Here is a 23,065-nt window from a genome sequence, read left to right on the forward strand (position 1 = left end):
CCGCCGTGTGGCGCATCGAGTCGGCGAAGATCGTCGCGACCCTGACGCGTGTGGTCGGCGACTCTAGTTGGTCAAGACGAACAGTTGCTCAGAAGCAGACTTTCGTTGGCTGCCCTTCGATCCGCCCATCGTCGAATGCGAAGCGGCGACCGTGAAAACCTCCACATTTGCGTAGAACTCGTTCGCAACGCCAAGAACTGTTGCCCCTGCAGTGGTGAGCAGCCCGTTCTCCGGGTAGCTGATAACCAGAGGAAGCTGCATCCGCCTTGCCCCGCGAAGCAACGCGCGAAACGCGGCTTCTACTCCGGACTTTTTCGAGAAGTCGGTCATGAAGCCATCCGATCGATTCCGACCCTGCCCCCGCGAATCCGGGTAGTCATACCGGTACAGGGTCTCGTATACGTGGTAAAAGCGGGAGTACTGATCGCGGGTGTATGGCGGATCCGCGTACAGCACGGAGGCATCGGCTACGGCATTCGAGTTGAGCAGGGTGAGAGCGTCGGATGAGGTTACTTTGTTTTGAGCTCTCCAGCTGCCGGTGCCAACTTGTACGTTCTCAGAAAGCGCTCTGACGAACAATTCCCATACATCGAGCCTCGCCGCGCGCCGAACCCGCTCCGCCGCGGCATGGGACCGGGGGAACAAGTACTGAGCCGTGTGCCCCGGTGCGTTCATCACCGCTGAAGCCGCCCCGAGCCATGCGCTTAAGAGCCAGTCGCGTTCGTCTACGACGGTGTCAGCATCAATGGCGGCGCGCAACGCGTCGAGGGCGATGGCCTGTGAGTGAGTGAAGTACCCGGTCGAAAAATAAAGACTGGACATGCGGTAGAAGTCTCGACTACTGGACCTGCTTGCTGCTTGAGCCGCTCGTCGCGCTGTAGCGGAACTCGCAACGTGTGCTGCCCGTCTCATGTGCGTGGCGAGCTCGGGGTCGGATGCGTCGAGCGCTATTCGTTCTGCGTCGAGACGCTCCGCATCGAACTCGCACAGCCACCTCGCGTGCGCCTCGAACGCCGGCAATAACCTCTTTGCAGCAGCGTCCGACGGCGTCATCCGATCCGCGCCAAGGAACCGGGCTCGCGCGATGCACGCTACGAATCCGAGAGCGTCATTGGCAACGATCGGAACATCCGCGGCGAGACTCGCCGCAACGGTACCCATGCCAGCGAAGAGATCGACGACCGCCCCTTCGGGGTGCAGGGAAAGGACCGTCTCGCGCACAGCGTCGACCATGTGGCGCTTGGTGCCCATGTACCGAACCGGCAAGGAGCCTCCTCTCGTCGAACTACGGCTGGGCATCGATGGCCCTCGGTTCCGGGCGAGAACCATCGCTATCCACTATGTTCTCATCAGAGAGGCCGTGACCGTGGCCCGATCATTGAGAGTGACTGTGCCCAAGCTACGATTCGCGATCATGTCTGATATTCATGCTGACGAGCAAGAGAACAGCGATACTCGGATCTATCTCGAACCGGCCCATGCGCATCGTGGGCAGTATCCGATGGCGGACCTCCACCACCTGATTCAAGAACTGTCCTTGACGGCCGACTATCTACTTTTGCCGGGCGATACGGCGAACAAGGCTAACGCTGACGGCCTTCAGTACGGGTGGCGGAAGTCACACGGCATCGCGTCGCTGCTTGGTGCTCGGCTGATCGCAACAGCTGGCAATCACGACGTCATCACGCATGCACCCTCCACGGATCGCTGGCAGATGCTACGCGACCTGCTTCCGGGATTCCCTACCGGCGACGCGGCACTTGATCGGCAGTACTGGGCACGCGGGTGGTGCGTGCTTGAGCAAGCAGACCATCGCATCCTGGTTCTAAACTCAACCGCGGACTTCCCACCGTACCCCGCCGATCCGCTCTCCCCGGAAGGTGTCGAGTACTTCGGCTACATCGAAAGGGGAGGCCTTCTCCCCACCGTGGAGGACGAGGTGCGAGCCTTTCTTGCCAGCGCTCAACCGAAAATCAACGTGGCTATGATTCACCACCACCCGCTCGAGCATCAATTGGCTTCACACCTGCAGGACAGCTATGGCCCCATGCGGCGGGGCGGGGAGTTGATTGAGCTGTTCACGAACGCTCACTCGTCTGGGAGGTGGCTCGTTCTGCACGGACACAAGCACATTCCGCAACTTGTGCGAGCGACGTCAGTCTCATCCAACGGCCCGATAGTCCTCTGTGCTGGAAGTCTAGGGGCGAAGATCTGGGATCCCGTCGACACGGTCGCGCGCAACCAGTTCCACGTCTTGGAACTCGAAGACCGAGCGCCTGAGCACGGTTCCACTCTGATTGGTGCGGTCGAGAGCTTCAGCTGGGGAGTAGGCGTCGGTTGGTACCGTGCGGAGCGGAAAGGATCGGGCCTCCCTGCTCGTGCAGGTTTTGGTAGCAACGCGGACCCTGCACATCTTGCGGCGCGAGTCGATGCTCTGGTGCCAGACTCGCCCGGCGCATTCTTGCCATACTGCGACCTCGTTGGCGAGCTTGAGGACCTCCCATATTTGATGCCCGCCGACGAGGAAGCGCTTGAGTTTCATCTTGCGGGGCGAGGGCTGCGAGCACTGCGAGGAGCGGACAACCAAGTGGAACTAGTCGGGCGGAAGGCGGAACCCCATGTCTAACGGGCTTGACGCATTCAACGCCAAGCGAATGACTGCAGACCAAGTCGCAGGCAGTTTCGTGGTGCCAGCTGAGTTCGATCGGCTGAGCGGCAACGATCATGTTTACGTGATCGGTCCTCGCGGCAGTGGCAAGACGACCTTGTTGCGGATGCTCACTGGTGAGACCCTCAGGGCCTGGGAGGGATCAGAAGCGGAAGCAGCACGACGTCGGATCGACTACACCTCGATCTTTGTGCCTGCTGATGAACTATGGGCAAGCCAAGCTTCATCGGGTAACATTCGTGTCGCATTCGCAGGCCAGCTTCTGCTGGCTGCGATTGACGCCATGACCTATCGGGTCTCCGGAAACTTGGGTGTGCATCTGCCCGCATCGTTATCGCTCTCGTCGGAGATCGCGCTGACGAATCACTTCGCCCGGCTGTGGGGGCTTGGAGAGGTGCTCGGTGGCTTCAAGGGCTTGCAAGCTGGTCTTGAGCTGTTGCTTCTCGAGCTGCCTCGGCAGGACCTCGGCGATCACGCGCTCGCCGCGCCAGACTCGTTGAGACTTCTGGTGCCTGCACTTGAGGCATTCAACCGAGAGGTGGAACAGCGTGGGCACCGGTGGGCGCTACTGCTCGATGAGATGGAGCTCGCGCCGCCCGCGGTTCACGCGATGGTGACAAGATTCGTCCGCGGCGGCCCTCCGATTCTGACGCTCAAGATCTCGATGAGTCCTTTCGATAGGTTCATGCAGATCTATGGAGAGGAGGCGCTGCCAGCGCCGGGCAACGATTTCGACACTATCTATCTGTCCGGACGCCCCGTACGTGAGCTGAGGGCCTTCACTAACGGGCTGTGGCGATCTGCCCTCAAAGCTCGAGGCCTTCAACATCGTGAACTCTCAGCTGCTCTCGACGACCGGGCGCCGACCCCCCGAGACCGGCCCGCGGCCGACCGCAGCGGAGTGGGATTTGTTCGGTCGATGGCGAACCGCGACCCCGAACTACGTCAGTGGCTACGACGCCGTCAGGTGAACCTGAGTGACGCGAGTTCGATGTCATACTCCGAGCGCTCCGCAACGATTCGGAAGATCACGCCGTTGCTTGTTTACCGCGACGCCCTTCTAAACTTCCGGGACGGACAGCCGGTCAAGAGAAGCCGCAAGAAGTCGTTCGAGCCATTTACCGGTGCGAATGCTATCGCGACGATCCTCGAAGGAAATCCCCGGTGGATCAAGAGCGCCTTCGCGCAAATGCTTGAAAGGTATGACGCAAGGACGCAAAGTATTTCGGCCGGGTTTCAACTTGACTCTCTGACCAGCGTGGCCGACCGCTTCGAGGCATTGCTGAGAGTCCTACCCACGAGGCAGGGCGACGGCGAGGCTATGGCACCGCTTCAATTGGTAGACACCATTGCTCGCTATTTGCGGGATCGAAACCTTGGGCCGTTCACAGCAGATGCTCCGAACAGCTTCGTCGTAGACCACGGGACCCCCGATGAAGTACGGCGAGCACTCTTGCTGTGCTTGTACGCAGGCGCGATCGTGCATCTGCGCAGTCGCAACAGCCCGGCGGTCCTATCGTCCTTCACGAATGAACGATTTCGGCTGACGTACCTGCTATCTGTCAGAGACGGGAAGGAACTTCCGTTGCGGCTCGGAAAGGACGTGCGCTTGACTAGCGTCCTTGAGGTACCGCGATCGCGACTACGTTCTCGCCCTCATGAACAGGGAACAGCTCTTCCCCTGGAATGGAGCGACTATGAAGGTGCGTGACGTTGTTTTCTCGAGATCCGAAACGTTCGACCTCTTGGTCACAGTTTGTGGCTACGAAGAGCGGTCGCAGTACGTGTCCAGGGTAAGCGCCGAGGCAACGCGACACGTCGCTATCGACTACTGTTCCGCTGGGATTGGGGCATACGACGACAACCGTTCGGTACTCGAGTCGACCGAAGCGGAGCTGCACGAGGAAGAACACGCACTCGAGCTAATTCAGCTGGCCGTGACAGATGGCTCTCGAATACGCGTAGACATCAGCAGCATGCGAAGGTCTACAATCGCCGCAGTCGTCGATGCGCTTCAGTCCGCGCAGGGAGAGCGCGACATCCAGTTTGTATACTCTCCGGCGGCGTACGAGGCGAGTGCAAGCGCCGTCGCAGACCATTTGACGCTAAGTGCGGGGCCGGTATCCGACGCTTTCCGTGGAGATCTTCGACCATCGTCGGTTCCGGTCGGTTTAGTCGCCGGTCTAGGGCTCGAACCTCATCGGATCATGGGTTTGACGGAGTTGCTTGAGCCTGATGAAGTCTGGGCTTTCGTTGCATCAAGCGACGATACGCGGTTTCAGCAGGACGCCCGCCGCGTCAATCAGCTGACACTAGACGATCCGCATACGAGGACGCTGATGTATGACATCCGTTCAGTGGCTGAAACCTACCTCGCAGTCGATTCGCTCGTGTTTGCCGCGGCTCCACGTCGGCGGCTGGTGTTGGCTCCGTCGGGGCCGAAGATTTTCACGCTTGTCTGTCTGCTGGTCGCCGCTTCACAGCGGGAACACCGACCGGCTGTTTGGCGAGTTGGTCCCGCCTCCACGGTCAAGCCGACGCCACTTGAGGCAGCTGGCGATGTTGTCGCGGCGGAAGTCAACTTTCGCTCCCCGGTTCCCGTCGTTCTGTAGGGCACGGGTCTCGCGCCTACAGATCGCGATGTGCGCAACCAGTCTGGTGCAGCAATCGAGAAGGAGGCTCATGTGAGCCCTGAGCTATTGCCGGGTGTCTAGTGCACCTAGAACCTTTCCACGCATGAAGGACGTGCACGGACCCGAGACGGTCCGCCACGCACCCGACGAGGGCGTGCGGCGGGCCGTCGCCGCCGTGTGGCGCATCGAGTCGGCGAAGATCGTCGCGACCCTGACGCGTGTGGTCGGCGACTTCGGCCTCGCCGAGGACCTCGCGCAGGAGGCGCTGCTCGATGCCCTGCGGCAGTGGCCGGTCGAGGGCGTGCCGCGCAACGGCGCCGCCTGGCTCACGGCGGTCGCGAAGCGCAAGGCGATCGACGGCTGGCGGCGCCGCGAACGTCTCGACGACCGGATGGCCGTGCTCGCCCACGACCTCGAGCGAGAGCAGGCGGATGCCGCAGACGCGCCGCCCTGGGACCCGGATGCGGTCGACGACGACGTGCTGAGGCTGATCTTCATCTCGTGCCACCCGGTGCTCTCGCGCGAGGCGCAGGTGGCGCTCACCCTCCGCGTGGTGGGCGGCCTGTCGAGCGAGGAGATCGCCCGGGCGTTCCTCGTGCCGACGGCGACCGTGCAGCAGCGCATCGTGCGGGCCAAGAAGACTCTCGGTGCGGCGCAGGTCCCGTTCGAGATGCCACCACGGGAGGAGCACGCAGAGCGCCTGGGAGCGATCCTGGGCGTGCTCTACCTGATCTTCAACGAGGGGCACGCCGCGAGCAGCGGTCCCGACTGGATGCGCCCCGAGCTGAGTATCGAGGCGATGAGACTCACGCGGGTGCTGGCCGCGCTGATGCCGCGCGAGCGCGACGTGCACAGCCTGCTGGCCCTGATGGAGCTCACCGCCGCGCGGTTCCCCGCCCGGATCGATGCCCACGGCGAACCGGTGCTCCTGTCCGACCAGGACCGTCGTCGCTGGGATCGCAGCCGCATCGCGCGGGGACGTGCTGCGCTTGCGGCCGCTGACGCACTCGGCTCGGGTCGAGGCCCCTACGGCCTTCAGGCGGGGATCGCGGAATGCCATGCGACAGCCGCGTCCGTCGACGACACCGACTGGGAGCGGATCGTGCTCCTGTACGAGGCGCTCGGTCGGATCGCTCCCTCGCCGGTCGTGGAGCTCAACCGGGCGGCTGCCGTCGCGATGGCGACGGGCCCGGCATCCGCTCTGCAGATCATCGACCGGCTCGGCGCCTCGGGTGCGCTGGCCGGTTACCACCTGCTGCCCGCGACGCGGGGGGAACTGCTGCTGCGACTCGGTCGCGCGGAGGAGGCGCGCAGCGAGTTCGCCGTCGCCGCAGCGCTCGCAGGCAATGACAGGGAGCGGGCGCTGCTGCAGGCCAAGGCCGACGCGCGCTGAGCGCAGACGGCACACAGAGAAACCGCCCTCTTCACCAGCGTCGCTGGGGAAGAGGGCGGTTTCTCTGTGTTGCTATGAGGTCAGCTGCGGGCCTTGCTGCCGCGGTTGACGATCAGGCCGTAGATCAGCAGCACGATGATCGAGCCGCCGATGGCGAGGAGCCACGTGCCCAGGTCCCAGAACTCCGTGAGAGGACGGTTCAGGATCAGGCTTCCGAGCCAGCCGCCGAGGAGGGCGCCGACGACGCCGAGCAGGAGGGTGATGAACCATCCGCCACCCTGCTTGCCGGGAAGGATCAGCTTCGCGATGGCTCCGGCGATGAGGCCGAGAAGAAGGAATCCGAGAAAGCTCATGTTCAGCTCCTTTGTTTCGTGAGCCCTGGGGTGCCAGGGCTCGTGTGATCCACTGTGCCCTCTCAGCTGATTATCAGCCAACCCCTTGCGCTGGAGGCCTCGGATATGCCAAGAGGCCCGCCCCCGAAGGGACGGGCCTCTGAGTGAGGCGGTTCGCGGTCAGTTGTTGCCGCGGACGATCGCGATGATGCGCAGGATCTCGACGTAGAGCCAGACGACCGTGACCATGATGCCGAAGGCGCCGAGCCAGCCGTACTTGCGGGGAGCGCCGTTGCGCACGCCCTGCTGGATCTGGTCGAAGTCGAGGACCAGCGAGTAGGCCGCCATGATGACGACCAGGACGCCGATGATCAGACCGAGCGGGATGCCGAAGATCTCAGCGCTGTAGAGGCCGAACGCCTGTCCCTGGGGGAGGACGCCGGTCCACATGAGCACGAGGTTCAGCAGCGAGAACACGAGGTAGCCGACCATGGCGATCATGAAGATCTTGGTGGCCTTCTTCGACGCGCGGACCTTGCCGCTGGCGAAGAGAGCGAGGGTCACGCCGACGACCGAGACCGTGGCCAGGGTCGCCTGCATGACGATGCCGGGCCACAGGACCTCGAAGAACGCCGAGATGCCGCCGATGAAGAGGCCCTCGAATGCGGCGTAGGCGAAGATCAGCGCGGGGCGGACCTTCTTGCGCGAGGTGAACGTGATGACCATCGCGAGCACGAAGCCGCCGAGCGCGCCGACGATCCACGGCATGAGGTTCGGCTCGAAGCGGTTGTAAGGGTTCAGCTCGGGAGCGGCGACGCCGCCCAGAGTCAGGAACCAGCCGACGGCGGCGGTGACGAGCAGGATGGCGAAGAGTCCGGCGGTCTTCCAGACGGTGTCCTCGACGGACATGCGGTCGGTCTCGATCGCGCCGGCCGGGGGAGCCGCGTACATGCCCTCCAGCTGTGCGTTCGCCGCGGCGTCCATGGTGCCGTGCTGGAACGACGCGGCTTGCGCCCCCTGCGCTCCCTGCGGGGCACCCGGGTAGGTCGCGACGTTGCGCGGATCCTGCTGCTGGAACGCCGGGTTGTTGAAGGCGAAGTTGCTCATGTGGGCCTCACTCCAAAGTGGGTTGTAGGTCGCTTTCCTCCACGATACCCGGAAGGGCAGGTCATCAGGGTGTTCTACGCTGAGAGCGTGCCCAGGAAATCGCCTCTCGTGATCGGGCATCGCGGTGCGCCCGGCTATCGTCCGGAACACAGTCGCTCGTCATACGAGCTCGCCCTCGCGATGGGAGTCGATGCGGTCGAACCCGACGTCGTCGCCACGAAGGACGGCGTGCTCATCGTGCGGCACGAGAACGAGATCTCCGGCACCACGGATGTGGCCGAGCACCGGGAGTTCGCCGACCGGAAGACGACCAAGCGCGTCGACGGCGAGGCCCTCACCGGCTGGTTCACCGAGGACTTCACCTGGGATGAGCTCACGACGTTGCGCAGCCGGGAGCGCCTTCCGAAGGTGCGCGTGTCGAGCGCGAGCTTCGACGGTTCGCAGACGATCCTGCGGTTGACCGACGTGCTCGACATCGTCCGGGCCGGCTCGGTCGAGTACGGACGCGAGATCGGCGTGGTGCTCGAGGTCAAGCACGCCACATACTTCGCGAGCATCGGCCTCGACCTCGCGCCGCTGATCGAACGCGACCTGCGTGCGGCGGGGTGGGCCGAGGGCGAGCTGCCGCTGATCGTGGAGTCCTTCGAGTCGACGATCCTCGGACAGCTGAGGGCCCGAGGCATCGCGGCGTCGTACGTCTATCTGATCGAGGCGTCGGGACGCGCGTACGATCTGGTCGTCGCTCAGGGCACGCAGGCGCCCACGTATGCGGCCACCGTCACCTCGCAGGGACTCGATGCGCTCGTCGGCCGGGTCGACGGAATCAGCGTCGACAAGCGCATGCTGCTCGCCGCAGGCAACTCGATCGTCCCCGATGCGCACGCGCGCGGACTCACGGTCTTCACATGGACCTGTCGGCCGGAGAACGCCTTCCTCTCGGCGGAGTTCCGCGGCCACGGAGGCAAGAGCGCCTACGGGGACTACGAGGCCGAATGGGGCGTCATCGCTCGCACGGGAGTCGACGGGGTCTTCGTCGATCACCCCGACCTCGGGGTCGGATTCTTTCGCGGCTGACCTCGATCAGAACGGGCCGAGCACGTCCGGAACGGGGCGATCGAGGTGGAGCGCTCGCAGCGGCTCGAGGATCTCGCGCTCCTCGAAGCGGAAGTGCGACTCCATGATCGCGCCGATGCCGTCGAGGTGGCGCTTCAGCGTCTCGCTGCCCTCTCCGCTCTCGACGGCCGTGCGGAGTCCTCCGAGCAGGTGGGCCAGCATCGAGTGATCCTGCATCAGCTTGGCGATCACGTCGCCGAGTTCCGGGTGCTGGTCGCGCAGCGCGGGGAACAGGGCGCGGTCCTCGCTCAGATGATGCCCATCGAGGGCCGAGCAGAAGCCGATGCAGAACAGCGCGAGCTCGCGCGCGGCATCCGGAGCATCCGAACCGTCCTGCACCGCCTCCCTCGTGGCCTCGAGGGCGGCGCGGAGTCTCGTGTGCGCCCGGCGCAGCTCTGCGTCCCAGGCGATCAGGCGATCGGCATCCATCCCGGCAATTCTAGAGCCGGCATCCGCGGTCAGAGCGTGCGGTCGAAGGCGCCGCGGCGCGACACGATCTCCTTGCCGAGAGGCATCAGCGAGACGGGCACCATCTTGAAGTCGGCGATGCCCATCGGGATGCCGATGATCGTGATGCAGAGCGCGAGGCCGGAGACGATGTGTCCGATCGCCAACCACCAGCCGGCGAGGATGACCCAGAGCACGTTGCCGAGGAACGAGCCGACTCCGGAGGTCGGCTTGCTGACGATCTCACGCCCGAACGGCCAGATCGCGTAGCGGGCGATGCGGAACGAGGCGATGGCCCAGGGGATCGTCACGATCGGAATGCACAGCAGGATGCCGGCCAGCATGTAGCCGAGGAAGAGAGCGAGTCCGGCGAAGACCAGCCAGATGATGTTGAGGATCGTGCGCACGGGCCGATTCTCGCATCGACGTCTGAGCATCCGCCTGTTCGCGGCCTCCCGGGCCGATGGCGAACCGCCACCGGTCGTTCACCATCCGTGCACCTGCACGCCGTCGTTCGGCCATGCGGAATCGCTGATGTGGAGTCCTACCCGACTGATTCCCTCAGGAGCCCTATGTCCCGCCTGCACTCTGCGGCTGCGGTCACGACGGTCTGCGCACTCAGCGCTGCCGCCCTGCTCGCCGTGCCGCTCGCCGCCACCGGAGCCGAACCCGGTGTCCGCATCAACGAAGTCGAGTCGAGCGGGGGAGCACCCGGCGACTGGATCGAGTTCGTCAACACGTCGGCCGTCGCGGTCGACCTGAGCGGTTTCGTCGTCAAGGACGACGGCGAAGATGAGGCGTACACGTTCCCGGACGGATCGGTGATCGAGCCCGGCGCGCATCTCGTTCTCGACCAGGCCGATGCCGGAGCGGGCGACTTCGCCTTCGGCCTCGGCAAAGAAGACCAGGTGCGACTGTTCGACCCGAGCGCCGTGCTCGTGGACGAGACATCGTGGGCGGCTCACGCTGCAGTGTCCTGGGGAGCGCGGGAGGTCGACGGCATCGTCGAATGGGCGGAGACGTCCGAGTCCACGAAGGGCGCGGCGAACGTCTTCGCATCCGACGAACCTCTGGGCGGCACCATCGCGATCAATGAGGTCGACTCGCAGCCGGCGGACTGGGTGGAGTTCCACAACGCGGGCGATGCCCCTCTCGACATCTCGGGCTACGAGATCCGCGACAACTCCGACGACCACCGCTGGCAGTTCCTGCCGGGCACGGAGATCGCCGCGGGCGAGTTCCTCGTCGTCGAGGAGGGGACCATCGGTCTCGTCGGTGGCGTCGAGACGGCCTTCCGCGATCCGATCGGAATCGGCAGCGCCGACCGCATCCGCCTGTTCGACACGGCTGGCGTGCTGGTCGACGACACGCAGGCATGGAGCGGCCATGCCGCCATCGACGGCGACGCCATCGCCGCGACCCTCGCTCGCTGCCCCGACGGAGAGGGCGCCTTCGTGCTCGCATATGCGACCCCGGGGGCGACGAACACGTGCGTCATGCCGGACGTCGTGATCAACGAGATCGAGTCCGACGGCGACGCGACCGACTGGGCCGAGGTCGTCAACTCGGGCAGCACACCGGTCGACCTCTCCGGCTGGACCGTCATGGACGGCGACCCGGTCGGCCACGCGGCGGAGACGACGCCGCTGCCCGCGGGCACCGTGCTCGAACCCGGCGCGTACCTCGTCTTCGACCAGCCGAAGGACTTCGTGTTCGGTCTGGGCAACGGCGACACCGTCACGCTGCGCGACGCGAACCTCAACATCGTCGACGAGCACGTCTACGCGGCGCATGCGGCGGGCGTCCTCGCGCGATGCGCGGACGGAGCTGGAGAGTTCGCCGACATCGCGGTCTCGACCAAGGGCCAGCGCAACGCGTGCGGCAACCCGGTGCGGATCAACGAGGTCGAGTCCGACGGCGGATCGCCCGGTGACTGGATCGAACTCGTCAACCCGACCGCATCCGCCCTCGACGTCGCCGGCGTCGTCGTGAAGGACGACGACGACACCCACTCCTACGTCATTCCGGCCGCGACCACCATCGCCGCGGGCGGATACCTCGTCATCGAGGGCACGGACCTCGGCTTCGGTCTGGGTGACGGCGACTCCGTTCGCGTCTTCGACGGAGATCTGCTCATCGACTCCACCACGTGGGGCGCAGGGCACGCGGCCACCACGTGGGGGCGCTGCCCGGACATCGCCGGCACCTTCGCGGCGACCGCGGAGAGCACGAAGGGTGCGGCGAACATCTGCGCCGGCGAGATCCCCGTCTCGCCATGGCCGGGTTCGGCCGACGTCCGGGTGCTCGACACCGCGCCGACGTTCCTCGAGGACAGCTCGGGTCTCGACGTGCAGGAGACGTCGGACGGATCGTTCCTCTGGGCCGTGGACAACGGCGAGGGGCGCATCTGGAAGCTCGAGGCCCACGCCGACGGCTCGTTCTCGCAGATCGCCGGGTGGGAGTCGGGCAAGCGCGTGCGATTCCAGAAGGATGCCGGCGACCCGAACGCCGCAGGCCCCGACACCGAGGGCATCACCGTCGACGGCGAGGGATCGGTCTACGTCGCCTCCGAGCGTGACAACAGCGCCAAGGGCGTGAACCAGAACACCATCCTGAAGGTCGACCCTGAAGCCTCCGCCGACGACCTCGTCTCCGAGCAGGAGTGGGATCTGACCTCGTCGCTCCCCGCCGTGGGAGCGAACCTCGGCATGGAGGCGGTGCAGTGGGTGCCGGACAGCGCTCTTGACGGCGCACTCTTCGACGTCAACACCGCGGCCCCGTACGACTCGGCAGACTACGCCGGACACGGCGGCGGCCTGTTCTTCGTCGCGGTCGAGGACAACGGTCACGTCTACGCGTTCGCGCTCGGCGCCGACGGCCGGGCCACGCTGGTGTCGGAGATCGCACCCGGTCTGCCCGGCGTCATGGCGCTCGACTACGACAGCGTGCTCGACGTGCTGTGGGCGGTCTGCGACGACGGCTGCCAGGGGCAGTCGGCCCAGATCACACTGAACGGCACCGAACAGCCCGGCATCGCGCACTTCGCCCGCCCTGCCGGCATGCCCGACATCAACAACGAGGGATTCGCGACCGCCCCGGCCTCGCTGTCGGTCGACGGTGAGCGTCCGGTCTGGTGGTTCGCCGACGGTTTCGCCGCCGAGGCGCTGCGAGTCGGCACCCTTCCCGGAGTGACCGGAGAGACGCCCGGCGAAGGGCCCGGGGAGAACCCGGGGCAGACTCCTGGCGAAGGCCCGGTCTCGAGCCAGCCCGGCGGCGCGCCTTCCGGTGACGACCGTGACGGTGCCGCCGACCTCGCTGCGACCGGCGCGGAGGTGCCCGTGGCCCTGATCGCTCTGGCCCTGATGCTCGTCGTCGGCGGTGCGCTCGTCGCCGGTCGGCGCCGACGCGTCAGCTGACACGAGCGACGCGACGAGGATGGGGCGGATGCACGGGATCCCGTGCATCCGCCCCATCCGCCGGCAGTGTCGGTGGCGCGGCCTAGACTCGTAGAGCCATGACCGAAGCCCCCCTCATCGTCCCCGGATCCGTCGGCCCTCGCTCCACCGGAGCGCAGGGACAGGACGACCTCCTCGCCGGCCTCAACCCGCAGCAGCTCGAAGCGGTGACCTACCGCGGACCCGCGCTGCTGATCGTCGCGGGTGCAGGCTCCGGCAAGACCAGCGTGCTGACACGGCGCATCGCCTCTCTGCTGAGGTCACGCGAGGCATGGCCCAGCCAGATCCTCGCGATCACCTTCACCAACAAGGCCGCCGGTGAGATGCGCGAGCGCGTCGAGGCGATCGTGGGCGACGCGGCGCGGGGCATGTGGATCTCGACGTTCCACTCCGCCTGCGTGCGGATCCTCCGGCGTGAGGCTCAGCAGTTCGGGTTCACCAAGTCGTTCACGATCTACGACTCCGGTGATTCGCGGGCGCTCATCAAGCGGCTGGTCAAGCAGCACGAGGCCGATGCCTACGGTCTCACGCCCGGGGCCGTGCAGTCGCGCATCTCCAAGCTCAAGAACGAGCTGTCGGATGCCGACGCGTATGCGCGACAGGCGAACATGAACGACCCGGCCGAGCGGATCTTCGTCGAGCTTTTCGCCGACTACCAGCGGCAGCTGCAGAAGGCGAACGCGTTCGACTTCGACGACCTGATCGGCCAGACCGTCTATCTGTTCCGCGCCTTCCCGCAGGTCGCCGACACCTATCGGCGCAGGTTCCGTCATGTGCTGGTCGACGAGTACCAGGACACGAACCACGCTCAGTACGCCCTCATCCACGAGCTGACGCGTCCGGTCTCGGGCGATTCGCCCGATCCGTATGCCTCCGACGGCATGATGATCTTCGAGCCGGAGACCACACCGGAGCTCGAAGGCGCGTCACTCACCGTGGTGGGTGATTCCGACCAGTCGATCTACGCCTTCCGCGGCGCCGACATCCGCAACATCAGCGAGTTCGAGCGCGACTTCCCCGGCGCTCGCGTCGTGCTGCTCGAGCAGAACTACCGTTCGACGCAGAACATCCTCTCGGCGGCGAACGCGGTGATCGGCAACAACTTCGATCGCAAGGACAAAAAGCTCTGGAGCGACAAGGGCGACGGCGACATGATCGTCGGCTTCACCGGGTACTCCCAGCACGATGAGGCCCAATTCGTCGCCGACGAGGTCGAGGCGCTGCACCGCGCCGGCATGCCGTACTCCGAGATGGCCGTCTTCTACCGCACGAACTCGCAATCGCGTGCGCTGGAGGAGATCTTCATCCGCTCCGCCGTGCCCTACAAGATCATGGGCGGCACGAAGTTCTACGAGCGTGCCGAGATCAAGGACGCCCTCGCCTACCTGGTCGCCGTCGCGAACCCGGCCGACGAGATGGCTGTCCGCCGCATCCTGAACAAGCCCAGGCGCGGCATCGGCGATGTGACCGAGACGGCGATCGCCCGGTTCGCCGAAGACCACGACATCACGTTCCGGCAGGCCCTGTCCGTGCCCGAGCAGCTGGGCTTCGGTCCGAAGATCCAGGCCGGCATCGCCCAGCTCGATGCCGTGCTGGCCGAGGCGACGGAGATCATGCTCCCCGCCTCCGGCGAGGTTCCCGCTCCGACCACCGTCGCCGACGGGCTCAGCGTGCTGCTGTCGAAGAGCGGCTACCTCGACGCCCTGCGGGCGAGCCGCGACCCACAGGATGAGGCGCGCGTCGAGAACCTCGACGAGTTCGTCGCCGTCGCGCGGGACTTCGCGCGCAACAATCCTGACGGGACGATCGTGGACTTCCTCACAGAGGTCGCCCTGGTCTCGGATGCCGATGACCTCGATGACGAATCAGGGTCGGTGTCGATGATGACGATGCACACCGCGAAGGGGCTCGAGTACGACGCGGTCTTCGTGACCGGCGTCGAAGAGGATCTGATCCCGCACCGCATCTCGGCGGGGGAGCCGGGCGGTCCTCAGGAAGAGCGGAGGCTCTTCTACGTCGGCATCACGCGCGCGCGGAAGCGCCTGCACCTGTCGCTCGCGATGACCAGGGCCCAGTTCGGCGAGGTCTCGGTCGCGATGCCCAGCCGCTTCCTGCAGGAGATCCCCGCCGGACTCATCGACTGGCGCCAGTCGCCCGGCGACGTCAACTCCCGGGGAGGCATGCAGTCCCGTGCGCTCAATGCGCGCCGGGCAGGCGGATTCGGCGGCTCCGGCGGCTCCGGTTCCGGCGACCGTTTCGCGGTGAAGCAGCTGCCGGGGCGCGACTCTCTCAAGCCGCTCTCGACCGCGATGGACAAGTTCCCCAACCGCGTGACGGCGAAGATGCGTGACAACGGCGACCTCGAACTCGCCGCCGGGGATCGCATCCGCCACACGGACTTCGGCGACGGACGGGTCGACGCGGTGACGGGCGAGGGTGCCAAGCGCATCGCGCACGTGCGCTTCGATTCCGCCGGCCAGAAGAAGCTCCTGATCAAGGTCGCGCCGATCGAGAAGATCTAGCCCTCTGGCGGGTTAGGCTGGCTGATATGGCCCTGTTCTCCCGCCGCAAGAAGTCCGCCGACGACGTCGTCGCCGACCAGTTCGACACCGAGACCGAGGAGTCCGCCGACGAGACTCCGGACGGTGCGGAGGCGCCGGCGGACGCCGCCGAGGCCACGCCCACCATCGGTATCTCCGTCCAGGCGTTCCGTGGGGTCGGTGCTCAAGCCGGACCGGAGGTCGAGCTGCCCGGTCCTGACGCGCCGGCAGCATCGGCGCCTGCGGCAGCACCCGCCCCTGCTCCCGCTGCGCCGGCACCCGCCCCCGTGGCCGAGCCCGAGCGTCGACTGCCGCTGGCGCCCGCGATGCCGCCCGAGCAGACCGAGACCGTCCCGGGCATGAAGGACAACGTCCTGCTGCGTGAATCCCTGAAAGAGGTCGAGCAGGGCGCCACGAACGAGCAGCTGCTCGGAGTGCTCCGCCAGGCGCTGCAGGGGCACATGTACATCCGCGTCAACGGTGATGCACGCGCGCAGATCAGTGAGGGCAAGCCTCTCGCTGTCGCGGTCGTGCGTGATGGCGATCGTCAGTTCATGCTCGCGTTCAGTTCGGCCGCCGCTGTCCGAGACTCCGTGCAGCTCGAGAAGGACCCGACGGCGACATCTGCCGTCGCCCAGCCTGTCACGTCCGTTCTGCAGCAGGTCGTCTCGGGTGACTTCGCAGGCCTCATCGTCGACAACGCCTCTGCACCGCACCGCGTGGTGTTCCCGTCCGAGCTCCTGCAGAAGGCGCTCGAGCAGGCAGACGTCGACATGACGGTCAAGTCGCTGATCGCCGCGCCGCGAGAGCAGGACACCGCATCGAAGGTCGGTGAGGCGCTCGCGACGAAGCGCATGTGGGTCGCCGTCAACGAGGGAAATCCCGGCGGACAGGTCGGGATCGCCGAAGCGCAGACTCCCGACGGCAAGCGGTTCCTCCAGCTCTTCTCGCACCCGCTCGAGGTGCTCGCGCTCGGTCGGGGCGATCGACCGCTGCCGTTCGAGCCGCTGCAGCTGGCCAAGATCCTCTCCAGCCACATCGATATGGCCGGGGTCATCATCGATCCGGCCGGCCCCAGCATCGTGGTCGAGCGCGACGCTCTCACCTCGGTGCTGATCCTCGCGATCGACATCGACGACTGACGGGCTTCCCCCGCGTCGCACCGGCCCTCTAGGGTCGGAGCATGGCCTCAGAACGCGTGACCCTGAAAGTCATCGATCCCGATGGAGAGCGCGAGGTCGCGCTCTCGAGCCCGAACAGGGTCGTCTGGCCGAAGGACGGCATCACGAAGGTCGAGCTCGCGGAGTACTTCCAGCTCGTCAGCGTGCCGTTCCTCGAGGCGAACGGGAATCGTCCCGTCTCGCTCGAGCGCTTCCGCGACGGCGTGGGAAGCGATGGGTTCTTCTCGAAGAACCCGCCCAAGGGAACGCCCGACTATGTCGACGCGGTCACCGTGACCTACAACAGTGCGCGTCGGCATCCGCAGATCGTCCTGAATCGCCCGAGCGCGATCGTCTGGGCGGCGCAGATGAACACGATCGTCTTCCACCCCTGGGCGTCCCTCGCCACCGACCCGGACAATCCCGTCGAGTTGCGGATCGACCTCGACCCGCAGCCCGGCACGGGTTTCGCGGATGCCATCCCCGCCGCGCACGCGCTGAGAGAGGTGCTCGAGGAGGTCGGTCTCACCGCGTTCGTGAAGACCAGCGGCAACCGTGGACTGCACGTGTTCGCGCCCATCGAACCGACTCATGAGTTCCTCGATGTGCGGCACGCCGTGATCGCAGCCGGCCGCGAGCTGGAGCGACGGATGCCGGAGCAGGTCACGATGAGCTGGTGGAAGGAGGAGCGTGGTCAGCGGGTCTTCATCGACTTCAACCAGGCGAACCGCGACCGCACGATGGCCGGTGCCTACAGCCCCCGCGCGCTTCCCGGGGCCACGGTCTCGACGCCCGTGTACTGGGACGAGCTGGACGGTCTCGACCCCGCGGTCTTCACCGTCCGCAGCATCCCGAAGAGACTCGCCGAGGTCGGTGATCCCTGGGCGGGCAAGCAGGACGAGCCGGGGCGCATCGACACGCTTCTCGAGTGGTGGGAGCGGGACAAGGCGGCGGGCCTCGGCGAGTTGTCGTTCCCGCCCGAGTTTCCCAAGATGCCCGGAGAGCCCCCACGCGTGCAGCCCAGCAAGAAGGTCGACGCCCACTGGGATGCGAACGGTGATCCCGTCGAGGAGTGAGCCTCAGCCGATGACCTCGGCCAGGTCGTACCCGGCCACGGTGTCGAGCTGGTCGTAGGTGCACGACCGCGCATCCCGGTCCGGACGCCAGCGGTCGAACTGCACCGTATGGCGGAACCGCGAACCCTCGAGCTGGTCGTAGCGCACCTCGAGCACGAGCTCGGGGCGCAGCCGGACGAACGAGACATCCTTGGACCCGCTGAAGCGCGAACGCTCACCCTCGCCGGTGAGGGCCTCGCCGGAGTCGTCGCGCTGCACGAGCGGGGCGAGCTCCTCGACGAGCTCCCGGCGGCGCACATCACTCCATGCGGCCACGCCGCCGACCTGCCGCAGGGTGCCGTCGGAGTCGTAGAGGCCGACGAGCAGAGACCCGACGCCCGACCCGGACTTGTGCACGCGGTAGCCGAGCGCGACCACGTCAGCGGTGCGGGCATGCTTGATCTTGATGAGGGTGCGCTTTCCGGGCGCGTACGGCTGATCGAGTGGCTTGGCGACGACCCCGTCGAGCCCTGCGCCCTCGAACTCGGCGAGCCAGCGCACGGCGGCGTCCCGATCGCGGGTGGTGCGCGTGATGTGCAGGGGATGCTCGACCCCTTCCATCAGGGTCTCCAGGCGCGCGCGGCGTTCGGCGAACGGAGTGCTCAGGAGGTCTTCGTCGTCGACGGCCAGCAGATCGAAGGCGATGAACATCGCAGGCGTCTCCGCGGCGAGCTTCGCCACTCGTGAGGCCGCGGGATGGATGCGCTGACTCAGCGCCTCCCAATCGAGTCGCTGCGCCCCCTCGTGTCCCGTGGCCACGACGATCTCTCCGTCGAGCAGGCACGGCCTCGGAAGCAGTCGCGGGATCGCCTCGACGAGCTCGGGGAAGTATCTCGTCAGCGGTTTCGCGCCGCGGGAGCCGATCTCGACGGTCTCGCCGTCCCAGGCGATCAGCCCGCGGAATCCGTCCCACTTGGGCTCGAACAGCAGCCCTCCGGCGGTCTTCGCGGGATCGGGGACGGATGCTGCCGCCTTCGCCAGCATCGGGGACGGGATCTCGTAGCGCATGGATCCATCCTGGCGTCGGTCGCGTCGTGGCAGAAGGGTGATTTCGCCCGTCAGGAGAAGAGGTCGTCGAGGGAGACGCGCATGCCGGCATCCTTGAGCGCCGTGCGGGCGGCATGCCATCCCGCCATGCCGTTGACGCCCGGGCCGGGCGGTGTCGACGCCGACGCGAGGTACACCCCGTGCATCGGAGTGCGCCAGGGCGCGATGCCGAGGACCGGGCGCCGCAGCGCCTGCGGGATCGTGAACGCCCCGCCGAGGATGTCGCCGCCGATCTCCGACGGGTTGACCGCCTCGCGCGACGACGCCGGCACCGAGTGGTGCGCGAGGATGAGGTCCCGGAATCCCGGTGCGAATCGCTCGACCTGGCGCGTGATGAGTTCGGTGGCGTCGAGATCGGAGTCCTGGGGAACATGGATGTACGCCCACAGCACCGCCTTGCCCTCCGGCGCCCTGCTGGGGTCGAAGACCGAGGGCTGCACCGTCAGGACGTACGGTCGGTCGCTGATCCGTCCCCCGGCGACAGCGTTCTCACTCGCCCACGTCTCCGCGGCCGATCCACCGATGTGGACGGTGGGCGACTGGGCGACGTCAGGATTCGCCCAGGGAATCGGCCCGTCGAGAGCGAAATCCACCTTCGCAGCGGCGGGGCCGTATCGGTAGTTGCGGATCGCCCGCGCGTAGGCCGCGGGGATGTCCGGATGGGTGAGGGTGAGGCGGGGCGATGTGTTCAGCATCAGCAGATCACCACGGGCGGGTTCGCCCCAGTCGAGCGATCCCAGGTCGGTGACGTGGATGCCCGATTCGACGGATCCGCCATGAGCCTCGATATCGGCGACCATGCTGTCGGCGATGCGCTGCGCGCCGCCTCGCGGGTACATCCATCCGCCGGCGTGCGCCTGCGCGGCGAGCAGCAGCCCGGCTGCGGCACCGGCGAGCGAGGGGAGCGGGGTGTTCGCGTGCGCCAGGACACCGGCCATCAGCGCGGCGGCCTCTTCGGTGCGGAAGCTGCGCCGGGCGAGCGGCGTGCCCTGGTCGAGCATCCGCAGCGCGAACCGGAGAGCCGTGATCGGCTCGCGAGGCACCCTGAGCATCTGATTGCCGGTGAAGTCGACGACACCCTCGACGTGAGTGCTGAGCGGGCGCAGGAGCGACAGCCAGGCCCGCTCGTCGACGCCGAGCCCTGCCGCGGTGCGTTCGATGTCGCGCCATGCGATTCCGGCTCTGCCGCCGTCTAGCGGGTGCGCGTACGAGATGTCGGGGAGGATCCAGTCCACCCGTTCGGCGAGGCCGAACGCCTGGAAGAACGACGAGGAGAGCGCGGCCGGGTGCACGGCGGCGCAGACGTCGTGCCGGAATCCCGAGAGGGTCGATTCCGTCGTGCGGACTCCGCCGCCGATCGTGTCGGCAGCTTCGAGCACGTGCACCTCGTAGCCGGCGCGCGCGAGGGACACAGCCGCCGCCAGGCCGTTCGGTCCGGAGCCGATGATCGTCGCGCGTGCCATTCGGCCAGTCTTCCATGCCCGGGCGTGAGATCCTTGAGGAAATGAATGAAGTTCAGGGCCCGACCCCCACAGGCAACTCCCGTCCGTACCGAACCCTCGCGGAGGCGCTCCGCGCGCATCGCATCGCCGAGGAGAACCACGAGTTCATCTCCGCGATCACCGACGCCGTCGGCATCTCCTCCTATATCGACCGCGGTCGCTACATCGAGGCGATCCGCCGCGGCGACGGCGCCCCGCTGCACATCGGCAAGACCTACACCAACGGCTTCACCGAGGACGAGACGATCGTCATCGGCTCGACGCCCCTGCGACTGCAGCCGAGCGAGGGACGCGCACCGTACTTCTACGTGACGCACCCGAGCGAGTTCCGCCCGATCGCGCCTGTCAAGGCGAAGAGATCGACGACCCCTCGTGTCGCGGCTGCGCCGAAGGCCGAGCGCGCGACCAAGACGGACGAGCGCGACTACGGCGTGTGCGACGTCTGCTTCATGGTGAAGACGCCGGCCGGCGGCTGCGGCTGCGACTGACGTCCTCGTCGGCACCGCGGTGGTGAGCGCTCAGGTGAAGGCGCTCATCCCCGTGATGTCGCGCCCGAGCAGCAGCGCCTGCACGCTCTCGGTGCCCTCATAGGTGTGGATCGCCTCGATGTCGGCCATGTGCTGCATCACACCGTTCTCGAGCAGGATGCCGTTGCCGCCGAGGAGGTCACGGGCGACGGATGCCACGCGTCGAGCTGCTCGCGTGTTGTGGAACTTCGCCAGCGAGGCCTGCGTGGGGCGAAGCTCACCCGCGGTCTCGAGGTCTGCGAGGCGACGGCAGTACAGCTGCATGGCCGTGAGGTCCTCGAGCATGTGCGTGAGGCGCTCCTGCACCATCTGGAACTTGGCGAGCGGCTTGCCGAACTGGATGCGCTGGGTCGAGTAGGCCAGCGCCGCCTCGTAGCAGGCCGTCGCGTGGCCGAGGGCCGACCACGCGACCCCTGAGCGGGTGGCGTAGAGGACGACCGACGCGTCCTTGAAGCTCTTGGTGCCAGGGAGCACGGAGTCGAGCGGCACCCGGACGTCGTCGAGCACGATGTGAGCCTGGTGGATCGCCCGAAGCGAGGCCTTGCCGCGGATCGGCGTCCCTGAGTATCCGGGGGTGTCCTGTTCGACGAGGAAGCACCGGACCGCACCGTGTTCGGGCGCCGTCTCGTCGTCGACGCGGGCCCAGACGAAAGTGATGCCGCCCGAGGCGCCGTTGCCGATCCACTTCTTCGCGCCGCGGATGACCCACTCGTCGCCGTCGCGGCGGGCCACGGTCTCCAGCGATACCGAATCAGACCCGTGGTCGGGCTCGGTGAGGGCGAAGGATCCGAAGACCGAGCCGTCGGCCAGAGCCGTGAGCCACTTCTCCTGCTGAGCGGGGGATCCGAAGAGCGCCAGGGTGCGCAGCGCGAGCCCGCCTTGGACGGCGAGCACGGTGCCGAGCGACCCGTCGCCGCGCGAGATCTCCATGTTCACGAGCCCGGCAGCGAGGGGAGAGAGCCGGGTGAGGGCAGGATGCTCGATGCCATCGACGACGAGATCCATCTCGCCCATTCGGCGCGCGGCCTCGAGTGGATACTCCGCGCGATCCCAGGCGTCCGCCATCTGAGGCCCGACCTCGTCGATGTAGGCCTTGGCGCGATCCCAGGCCGACCGGTCGGCGTCGGGGATGTCGGCGAAGACGGCGTAGTAATCGCTGTCCTGTCGCCCGGTGATGTCGTACGACGAGACGCGCTCGCCGGGCAGGGGAGAGGCTGCGGTGCTCATGGTGACTCCTTCGTGACACCAAGTATCGTACGCTCTGAAACTCGGTTTCACGACTCCGGTGGAGTGAGTCTCGGTTCAGTCGAGTTGAGAGCGCAGGCGCCGGGTGACCTCGGCGATCGGCATCGAGCGAGGGAACACGGCGACGACCACGTCATCCGGAGCCTCGGAGACCGCGTCGGAAGGCACCCCGTAGCGGCGGCGGACGTCGGCGAGCGCCGTCTGCAGCGTCGAGAGCGGCACCTTCTTCTTGCCGCGCAGCAGCTGCCGCAGCACATGGTTGTGCACGGCGGTGACGAGGGCGGAGAACCCGACGGCATCGAGAGGATCGATCCCGGGGAGCGAGCTGCGCAGATAGTCGTCGAACAGCCGCTCGTAGCGGAACACCGTGATGATCTCGCGCTCACGGAGCACCGGCACCTGGCGGACGATCTGATAGCGGCGACGCGCGAGTTCGGGATCGTGCGCGAAGTGGGCGAAGACCGACTCGGATGCCGCACAGACCGCACGCCAGGGGTCGTCATGCCCTTCCGCGAGGAAGGCCCGCAACTGGTCGAGCAGCACCTCATGGTCCGCGAAGACCACATCCTCTTTGCCGCCGAACTGGCGGAAGAAGGTCGAGCGTGAGACGCCTGCGGCCTTCGCGATCTGCTCGACGGAGGTCTGGTCGAAGCCCTGTGACGCGAAGAGCTCGAGTGCAGCGGCCACGACGCCGGTGCGCAGTTCTGCGGATTCGTGCATGGAACGAGCCTAGACCTGTCGATGTCGTCGACGATCATGGGGGTCGCCACAGGGCGTGAGG

The 23,065-nt window shown here is 66.6% G+C and carries 19 protein-coding genes; 10 read left to right on the top strand and 9 right to left on the bottom strand.

The annotated features are described in order from the left end of the window. Positions 1 to 63: 63 nt before the first annotated feature. Entirely contained in the window at positions 64 to 1,251 is a 1,188-nt protein-coding gene (locus LQZ85_RS13710; protein ID WP_230101022.1) for a DNA adenine methylase, read from the bottom strand. Between LQZ85_RS13710 and LQZ85_RS13715 the strand changes: the two genes are divergently transcribed. The 4 genes from LQZ85_RS13715 to LQZ85_RS13730 all read left to right on the top strand — a co-directional run bounded on the left by LQZ85_RS13715 (position 1,250) and on the right by LQZ85_RS13730 (position 6,694). Continuing rightward, positions 1,250 to 2,626, top strand: a complete 1,377-nt coding sequence (locus tag LQZ85_RS13715; RefSeq protein ID WP_290368296.1) for a metallophosphoesterase — start codon at positions 1,250 to 1,252, stop codon at positions 2,624 to 2,626. The genes LQZ85_RS13710 and LQZ85_RS13715 overlap by 2 nt on opposite strands. Beyond that, the gene (locus LQZ85_RS13720; RefSeq protein WP_230101024.1) at positions 2,619 to 4,379 is read left to right on the top strand and encodes an ABC transporter ATP-binding protein; all 1,761 of its coding nucleotides are present in this window, start codon (positions 2,619 to 2,621) and stop codon (positions 4,377 to 4,379) included. Before LQZ85_RS13715 ends, LQZ85_RS13720 begins: the two co-directional genes overlap by 8 nt. Further along, positions 4,366 to 5,280, top strand: a complete 915-nt coding sequence (locus LQZ85_RS13725) for a hypothetical protein (protein ID WP_230101025.1) — start codon at positions 4,366 to 4,368, stop codon at positions 5,278 to 5,280. The genes LQZ85_RS13720 and LQZ85_RS13725 overlap by 14 nt, the downstream gene beginning before the upstream one ends. Positions 5,281 to 5,404: 124 nt before the next feature. Then, entirely contained in the window at positions 5,405 to 6,694 is a 1,290-nt protein-coding gene (locus LQZ85_RS13730) for an RNA polymerase sigma factor (protein ID WP_230101026.1), read from the top strand. 80 nt (positions 6,695 to 6,774) lie between these two features. Here LQZ85_RS13730 and LQZ85_RS13735 read toward each other — a convergent pair whose 3' ends face one another. After that, positions 6,775 to 7,047 (bottom strand): GlsB/YeaQ/YmgE family stress response membrane protein, encoded by a 273-nt coding sequence (locus LQZ85_RS13735; protein ID WP_053098987.1) that lies wholly within the window; start codon positions 7,045 to 7,047, stop codon positions 6,775 to 6,777. 159 nt (positions 7,048 to 7,206) lie between these two features. After that, positions 7,207 to 8,133 carry a Bax inhibitor-1/YccA family protein gene (locus LQZ85_RS13740; protein ID WP_056277311.1) on the bottom strand — a complete coding sequence of 309 codons (927 nt, stop codon included), beginning with the start codon at positions 8,131 to 8,133 and terminating at the stop codon, positions 7,207 to 7,209. Between the two features lie 87 nt (positions 8,134 to 8,220). Here LQZ85_RS13740 and LQZ85_RS13745 point away from each other — a divergent pair, with 87 nt between their 5' ends. Next, entirely contained in the window at positions 8,221 to 9,207 is a 987-nt protein-coding gene (locus LQZ85_RS13745; protein WP_230101027.1) for a glycerophosphodiester phosphodiesterase family protein, read from the top strand. A gap of 6 nt (positions 9,208 to 9,213) precedes the next feature. Here the strand turns inward: LQZ85_RS13745 and LQZ85_RS13750 are convergent, their stop codons facing one another. Together LQZ85_RS13750 and LQZ85_RS13755 are read right to left on the bottom strand one after the other, a co-directional pair. Further along, complete coding sequence (locus LQZ85_RS13750) at positions 9,214 to 9,675, bottom strand: hemerythrin domain-containing protein (RefSeq protein ID WP_187250070.1); 462 nt, start codon at positions 9,673 to 9,675, stop codon at positions 9,214 to 9,216. Between the two features lie 29 nt (positions 9,676 to 9,704). Next, the gene (locus LQZ85_RS13755; RefSeq protein ID WP_053098990.1) at positions 9,705 to 10,100 is read right to left on the bottom strand and encodes a YccF domain-containing protein; all 396 of its coding nucleotides are present in this window, start codon (positions 10,098 to 10,100) and stop codon (positions 9,705 to 9,707) included. A 165-nt stretch (positions 10,101 to 10,265) separates the two neighbouring features. On the opposite strand from LQZ85_RS13755, the gene LQZ85_RS13760 reads away from it, so the two are divergent. From LQZ85_RS13760 to ligD, 4 genes are all read left to right on the top strand, one after another. After that, positions 10,266 to 13,109 carry a lamin tail domain-containing protein gene (locus LQZ85_RS13760; protein ID WP_230101028.1) on the top strand — a complete coding sequence of 948 codons (2,844 nt, stop codon included), beginning with the start codon at positions 10,266 to 10,268 and terminating at the stop codon, positions 13,107 to 13,109. 98 nt (positions 13,110 to 13,207) lie between these two features. After that, entirely contained in the window at positions 13,208 to 15,670 is a 2,463-nt protein-coding gene (locus LQZ85_RS13765; protein WP_053098992.1) for a UvrD-helicase domain-containing protein, read from the top strand. 26 nt (positions 15,671 to 15,696) lie between these two features. After that, positions 15,697 to 16,830 (top strand): SseB family protein, encoded by a 1,134-nt coding sequence (locus tag LQZ85_RS13770; protein WP_230101029.1) that lies wholly within the window; start codon positions 15,697 to 15,699, stop codon positions 16,828 to 16,830. 41 nt (positions 16,831 to 16,871) lie between these two features. Then, positions 16,872 to 17,924 carry a non-homologous end-joining DNA ligase gene (ligD, locus tag LQZ85_RS13775; protein WP_230101030.1) on the top strand — a complete coding sequence of 351 codons (1,053 nt, stop codon included), beginning with the start codon at positions 16,872 to 16,874 and terminating at the stop codon, positions 17,922 to 17,924. A 3-nt stretch (positions 17,925 to 17,927) separates the two neighbouring features. Here the strand turns inward: ligD and LQZ85_RS13780 are convergent, their stop codons facing one another. Further along, a complete protein-coding gene (locus tag LQZ85_RS13780; RefSeq protein WP_056277324.1) occupies positions 17,928 to 18,971 on the bottom strand; it encodes an ATP-dependent DNA ligase in 1,044 nt (347 codons plus the stop codon). 50 nt (positions 18,972 to 19,021) lie between these two features. Continuing rightward, complete coding sequence (locus LQZ85_RS13785) at positions 19,022 to 20,473, bottom strand: NAD(P)/FAD-dependent oxidoreductase (protein WP_056277327.1); 1,452 nt, start codon at positions 20,471 to 20,473, stop codon at positions 19,022 to 19,024. A gap of 41 nt (positions 20,474 to 20,514) precedes the next feature. Here LQZ85_RS13785 and LQZ85_RS13790 point away from each other — a divergent pair, with 41 nt between their 5' ends. After that, entirely contained in the window at positions 20,515 to 21,000 is a 486-nt protein-coding gene (locus LQZ85_RS13790; RefSeq protein WP_056277330.1) for a hypothetical protein, read from the top strand. A gap of 30 nt (positions 21,001 to 21,030) precedes the next feature. Here the strand turns inward: LQZ85_RS13790 and LQZ85_RS13795 are convergent, their stop codons facing one another. Then, complete coding sequence (locus tag LQZ85_RS13795; RefSeq protein ID WP_053098998.1) at positions 21,031 to 22,266, bottom strand: acyl-CoA dehydrogenase family protein; 1,236 nt, start codon at positions 22,264 to 22,266, stop codon at positions 21,031 to 21,033. Between the two features lie 75 nt (positions 22,267 to 22,341). Then, positions 22,342 to 23,004 (bottom strand): TetR family transcriptional regulator, encoded by a 663-nt coding sequence (locus LQZ85_RS13800; RefSeq protein ID WP_056277333.1) that lies wholly within the window; start codon positions 23,002 to 23,004, stop codon positions 22,342 to 22,344. Positions 23,005 to 23,065 lie beyond the last annotated feature (61 nt).

This window comes from Microbacterium sp. Bi98 (assembly GCF_918698045.1).
Classification (GTDB): domain Bacteria; phylum Actinomycetota; class Actinomycetes; order Actinomycetales; family Microbacteriaceae; genus Microbacterium.

What these genes read in the sequence shown, in the direction of transcription:
- LQZ85_RS13750 (WP_187250070.1), bottom strand. Translation starts at nt 9,675, where the DNA reads ATGGATGCCGATCGCCTGATCGCCTGGGACGCAGAGCTGCGCCGGGCG.
- LQZ85_RS13760 (WP_230101028.1), top strand. Translation starts at nt 10,266, where the DNA reads ATGTCCCGCCTGCACTCTGCGGCTGCGGTCACGACGGTCTGCGCACTC.
- ligD (WP_230101030.1), top strand. Translation starts at nt 16,872, where the DNA reads ATGGCCTCAGAACGCGTGACCCTGAAAGTCATCGATCCCGATGGAGAG.
- LQZ85_RS13790 (WP_056277330.1), top strand. Translation starts at nt 20,515, where the DNA reads ATGAATGAAGTTCAGGGCCCGACCCCCACAGGCAACTCCCGTCCGTAC.
- LQZ85_RS13795 (WP_053098998.1), bottom strand. Translation starts at nt 22,266, where the DNA reads ATGAGCACCGCAGCCTCTCCCCTGCCCGGCGAGCGCGTCTCGTCGTAC.
- LQZ85_RS13710 (WP_230101022.1), bottom strand. Translation starts at nt 1,251, where the DNA reads ATGGGCACCAAGCGCCACATGGTCGACGCTGTGCGCGAGACGGTCCTT.
- LQZ85_RS13725 (WP_230101025.1), top strand. Translation starts at nt 4,366, where the DNA reads ATGAAGGTGCGTGACGTTGTTTTCTCGAGATCCGAAACGTTCGACCTC.
- LQZ85_RS13765 (WP_053098992.1), top strand. Translation starts at nt 13,208, where the DNA reads ATGACCGAAGCCCCCCTCATCGTCCCCGGATCCGTCGGCCCTCGCTCC.
- LQZ85_RS13780 (WP_056277324.1), bottom strand. Translation starts at nt 18,971, where the DNA reads ATGCGCTACGAGATCCCGTCCCCGATGCTGGCGAAGGCGGCAGCATCC.
- LQZ85_RS13715 (WP_290368296.1), top strand. Translation starts at nt 1,250, where the DNA reads ATGTACCGAACCGGCAAGGAGCCTCCTCTCGTCGAACTACGGCTGGGC.
- LQZ85_RS13800 (WP_056277333.1), bottom strand. Translation starts at nt 23,004, where the DNA reads ATGCACGAATCCGCAGAACTGCGCACCGGCGTCGTGGCCGCTGCACTC.
- LQZ85_RS13720 (WP_230101024.1), top strand. Translation starts at nt 2,619, where the DNA reads ATGTCTAACGGGCTTGACGCATTCAACGCCAAGCGAATGACTGCAGAC.
- LQZ85_RS13785 (WP_056277327.1), bottom strand. Translation starts at nt 20,473, where the DNA reads ATGGCACGCGCGACGATCATCGGCTCCGGACCGAACGGCCTGGCGGCG.
- LQZ85_RS13735 (WP_053098987.1), bottom strand. Translation starts at nt 7,047, where the DNA reads ATGAGCTTTCTCGGATTCCTTCTTCTCGGCCTCATCGCCGGAGCCATC.
- LQZ85_RS13770 (WP_230101029.1), top strand. Translation starts at nt 15,697, where the DNA reads ATGGCCCTGTTCTCCCGCCGCAAGAAGTCCGCCGACGACGTCGTCGCC.
- LQZ85_RS13730 (WP_230101026.1), top strand. Translation starts at nt 5,405, where the DNA reads ATGAAGGACGTGCACGGACCCGAGACGGTCCGCCACGCACCCGACGAG.
- LQZ85_RS13740 (WP_056277311.1), bottom strand. Translation starts at nt 8,133, where the DNA reads ATGAGCAACTTCGCCTTCAACAACCCGGCGTTCCAGCAGCAGGATCCG.